Origin of the sequence: Stenotrophomonas sp. GD03777 (genome assembly GCF_029842485.1) — a bacterium.
Lineage (GTDB): Bacteria > Pseudomonadota > Gammaproteobacteria > Xanthomonadales > Xanthomonadaceae > Stenotrophomonas > Stenotrophomonas sepilia.
In genome coordinates this window covers 1-4373 of sequence record NZ_JAOCGL010000177.1, presented here as the reverse complement: position 1 = coordinate 4373, position 4373 = coordinate 1, and the positions used below count along the sequence as shown (strand labels likewise).

Below are 4373 nucleotides of genomic sequence, written 5' to 3'. Positions count from 1 at the left end.
GCGCCGCCCTGCTGCTGCCGGCCGGCAACAACGGCCCGGCGCTGCTGGTGTTCCGCAACTACGACGCGATCTACAGCTACAACGCTGCCGAAAGCTATGCGCTGGCGATCGCGACGCTTGCTGACCAGCTGCGTGGCGGCACCGGGTTGGCTACCGCCTGGCCGACCGACGATCCAGGCCTGGGCCGCGATGAGCGCCGCCAGCTGCAGACCCTGCTGCTGGCCCGCGGCCACGACATCGGTGCCGCCGACGGCATGATCGGTACCGCCACGCGTCGCGCGATCCAGGCCGAGCAGCAGCGCCTGGGCTGGAGCGAGGTGGACGGCCGCGCAGGCCAGCGCATCCTGCGCACGCTGCAGGAAGAGGCGGCCGCCATCGCACCCGCTGGGCAGAATGCCTTGCCGGCGGCACGTTGACCGCGACATCATCGCCGCGGTCTTCAAGGAGCGTCATCGCATGCAGTCGAATCCGGACATCAGCACCGGCCTGTATCACGGCCTGGAGGCCTGGCAGGTGCGAACCGCCAATGCCACAGCGGTCGTGAGTGTGTTTGGTGGCCAGCTGCTGTCGTTCATTCCCGATGGGCAGCCCGATCTGCTGTGGCTTTCGCCCACGCGCGCCGAGCTGCCCACGCCTATCCGCGGTGGCGTTCCGGTGTGCTGGCCGTGGTTCGGTCGCCAGGGCAAGAGCGCCGATGCACCGGCGCATGGCCTGGTACGTACCGCACGCTGGGAGCTTCTGCAGGCCACCCGGAGCGATGACGGCGAGGTAGAGCTGCAGTTGGCACCTGCGCCCTGCGCCGATCCCGGCCTGCGCCTGCAGATGCAGCTGCGCGTCGGCCGCCAGCTGCGCCAGCAGCTCGCCACCGAAAACACCGGAACCTCGCCGGTGACCTTCACCCAGGCCCTGCACAGCTACTTCCGGGTCGGCGATGCCACTCGTGTCGAGGTCGATGGCCTCGACGGCCTGCACTACCTGGACAAGTACGAGGACGGCGCGCAGCTGCGCCAGCAGCAGGGGCCCTGGTCGCTGCGTGATCCGCGCGATCCGGGGCGCAGCGACCGCATCTATACCGGTGTCGGCGGCCACTACGTGCTGCGCGATCCCGTCCTGCAGCGGCGGATCGAGATCCGCAGCGAAGGCAGCCAGACCCTGGTGGCCTGGAACCCGGGCATGGAGGCAGCGGCGAAGATGGCCGATGTCGGCGACGGTTGGCACGATTACGTGTGCCTGGAAGTGGCCAACGCCGGGCCAGAGCAGATTACCCTTGCACCCGGCGCGCGCCACCAGCTTGTGCAGGTGCTGGCCAGTGAACCGCTGCAGGCCGTGGCGGGAGTTTCAGAGTAGCGATGGGATCGACAGGAATGGATGGCATGCAGGAAGCACAGTGGTGGTACGCCAACAGCAAGCAGAGCGAAGGGCCGGTGGACCTGGCCGGGTTGCGCCGGTTGCAGCAGGACGGCACCGTAACCGCACGCACGCTGCTGTGGCGCGTAGGGATGGCATCGTGGCGGCCACTGGCCGAACTGGATCCTTCGCTGGCGCAGATGGCTCCGAACCCCTCGCCGGTTGAACCGGTGCCGGCGGTCACCGTCAGCGATACCCGGACCGCTGATCCGTCCGACCCCTACCGTGCACCCGCCGCTTCGCCCGTGGCCGCGACCGTACCGGAGCTGGAAGGCGACATCGCCTTGTACGCCGCCGTGGTCGGCGGCAACTTCCCGATCTATCGACAACGCTGGCGGCTGGACCAGGGCATCGCCGAGGGCAACGGCACCTGGCACTGGCCGGCCTTCCTGGTCGGCGTGATCTGGATGGTGTACCGGCGGATGTACCGGCTGGCGGCGATCTGGGCTGGCATGCTGGTGTTCTTCAGTATCGCCGAGGCGTTGCTGGGCGTACCGGAAGGCGTGTCGATGGTCATCACCCTTGCGATCAACGTCACCGCTGCGGTGTATGCCAATCGCTGGTACCTGGCGCATTGCCAGCGTGAGATCGCCCGCGCGCGCGCCTTGGCGGGCGATGACGAGGCACGCCTGCGCAGCGAGCTGTCCAAGCGGGGTGATACCAATGCAGCGGCCGCAGCCATGGTTGCCATCATTGTCGTTGCGGCGATGTTCGTCGGCCAGGCAATGGCAGGCTGAGACCGGAGCAGCTTCAGATTCACCGATGCCTGCCGCTACTGCGGGTTCATCCCGGGCATGGAATCGCCGACATGAATCATCTGGATACCCCGCCGGTTTCTCCGACGGATGACAATCCCTATCTCGCGCCTGTTGCAGAGGTGGACGGTGCGACCGCTCCATCCGACGCGGACGATCTGAACCTCCTCGTGGGGCCCAACGCAGCGCTCTACCGCCAGCGCTGGCACCTGGACAGCCCAGTGCCGAAGCCGCCGCGGCCGTGGCACTGGCCCGCCTTCCTGGTGCCGACCTACTGGCTGCTGCACCGGAAAATGTACCTGGCGGCCATCCTCTTCGAGCTGGTCCTGTTCGGCATCGCGCTGCTGGCGGCCCGTGCCAATCCGTTGCTCATGGTGGTGTTGCTGGCGGTGCCACGGTTTGCCATCGCGATGACCGCCAATGCCCTGTACCTGCGCTATTGCACGCGGCTGCTGGGCAAAGTGAAGGCTGCTCACGCCGGGCAGCACCACCGCATCCGTACCGAACTGCAGCGTCGTGGCGGGACCAGCGTCTGGGCGGTGGTGATCGGCATGGCGGCTGTCGGGGTGATCAACACCGTCGCCCGCATGGCGGCCTGACACGTTTGCTCAGGCTGGTGCCCGTGCCCGCAATACCAGCAGGCACAGCGCACCGGCCACCAGCCCCCAGAACGCCGAGCCGATGCCGGCCAGTGAGACGCCCGAGGCGGTGACCAGGAAGGTGACCAGTGCCGCCTCGCGGTCCCGCTCTACCGCCAGCGCACTGGCCAGGCTGTTGCCGATGGTGCCGAACAGGGCGATACCGGCCACGCAGGCCACCAGCTCCTTGGGGAAGGCCGCGAACAGTGCGGCCACCGTGGCGCCGAACAGCCCGACGACAATGTAGAAGGCACCGGCCGCCATCGCCGCGGTATAGCGGCGTGCCGGATCCTCATGTGCATCACGGCCCATGCAGATCGCGGCGGTGATCGCGGCCAGGTTCAGCGCGTACGCACCGAACGGCGCCAGTAGTGTATTGACCACACCGATCCAGCCGATCAGCGGTGACACCGGGGCGTCGTAGCCGGATGCGCGCATCACCGCCACGCCGGGAATGTTCTGCGAGGCCATGGTGACCACGAACAGGGGCAGGGCGATGCCGGCCACGGCGGTCCATGACAGGGAGGGCGTCACCCACTGCGGGATCGCCAGCTGCAGATGCACCTGCTGGGCGTGCAGCAGGCCGTGGCTCGCGGCGACGGCGATGCCGACCAGCAACGTGGCGATCACCGCATAGCGCGGGAACAGCCTGCGCCCGGCCAGCCAAGTGGTGAACATCGCCAGTGCCAGCACCAGCTGGGTATTCATGGCCACGAACACATCCAGCCCGAAGCGCAGCAGGACACCGGCCAGCATGCCGGCGGCCAGCGCCATCGGCACCCGTTGCATCAGTCGGGCGAAGATGCCCGAGAAGCCCGCCAGCAAGCTGAGTACGGCGGCCAGCAGGAATGCGCCCGTGGCCTCGGCGAGCGACGCGCCGCCGGCACCCACCACCAGCATCGCCGCGCCCGGCGTCGACCACGCCGTCACCACCGGCACGCGATAGCGCAGTGACAGGCCAATGCAGGTCACGCCCATGCCCAGCCCCAGCGCCCACATCCAGGAGGCGATCTGCGCCTGGTCGGCGCCGACGGCCTGTGCCGCCTGGAACACGATCACGGCTGAGCTGGCGAAGCCGACCAGCACCGTAATGAAGCCAGCGACGATGGCTGGCATCGAAAGATCGCGCCACCATGCGCGCCGCACCTGCATGCTCATTGCTCTGTCTCCACTGTGCATCCCTGCATTGATAGGGGGTGCGGCGTTGACCGCGCAACGCGCGGGCAACGCCGCAGTGATCTTCGAGCGTACGTCATGCGTGATGTCGCGATGCTTCTGTCATCACCGTGCAAAAAAAAGCCTTGACGAAATCTGCAGGATCTCTAGAATTCGCCCCCTTGCTGCAGCGCATCGCTTCTCCGGAAACGACACGCGAACAGCGACGCCACCACCGACGAACGAGTTGATCGAACGAAGGTGTTGACGGACTCGAAAAGTCCGGCATAATAGGCGGCTCGCAACGACGAACGGCTCTCGGGCCCAACGACGAAGCAGCATCGGCAACAACGTCCACTCCGGTGAGACGGCCTTGAAAAAAGGTGTTGACGAAGCGGAAAAGCCGGCTATAATGGGT

The 4373-nt window shown here is 67.2% G+C and carries 6 protein-coding genes; 4 read left to right on the top strand and 2 right to left on the bottom strand.

Annotated elements, in window-relative coordinates; translation table 11 throughout:
• From N5E02_RS20215 to N5E02_RS20200, 4 genes are all read left to right on the top strand, one after another.
• Positions 1–416, top strand: a 416-nt coding sequence (locus N5E02_RS20215; RefSeq protein WP_279946677.1) for a peptidoglycan-binding protein, incomplete at its 5' end; no start/stop codon positions are given.
• 40 nt (positions 417–456) lie between these two features.
• Entirely contained in the window at positions 457–1347 is an 891-nt protein-coding gene (locus N5E02_RS20210) for a D-hexose-6-phosphate mutarotase (protein ID WP_065186618.1), read from the top strand.
• Between the two features lie 26 nt (positions 1348–1373).
• The gene (locus N5E02_RS20205; RefSeq protein WP_065186598.1) at positions 1374–2144 is read left to right on the top strand and encodes a DUF2628 domain-containing protein; all 771 of its coding nucleotides are present in this window, start codon (positions 1374–1376) and stop codon (positions 2142–2144) included.
• Between the two features lie 71 nt (positions 2145–2215).
• Positions 2216–2761, top strand: coding sequence for a DUF2628 domain-containing protein (locus N5E02_RS20200; protein WP_065186597.1), 546 nt, complete (start codon positions 2216–2218; stop codon positions 2759–2761).
• Between the two features lie 9 nt (positions 2762–2770).
• Here the strand turns inward: N5E02_RS20200 and N5E02_RS20195 are convergent, their stop codons facing one another.
• Both N5E02_RS20195 and N5E02_RS20190 read right to left on the bottom strand, forming a co-directional pair.
• Positions 2771–3958, bottom strand: coding sequence for a benzoate/H(+) symporter BenE family transporter (locus N5E02_RS20195; protein WP_138953417.1), 1188 nt, complete (start codon positions 3956–3958; stop codon positions 2771–2773).
• 94 nt (positions 3959–4052) lie between these two features.
• The coding region (locus N5E02_RS20190) for a hypothetical protein (protein WP_279946676.1) at positions 4053–4373 on the bottom strand (321 nt) is incomplete at its 5' end.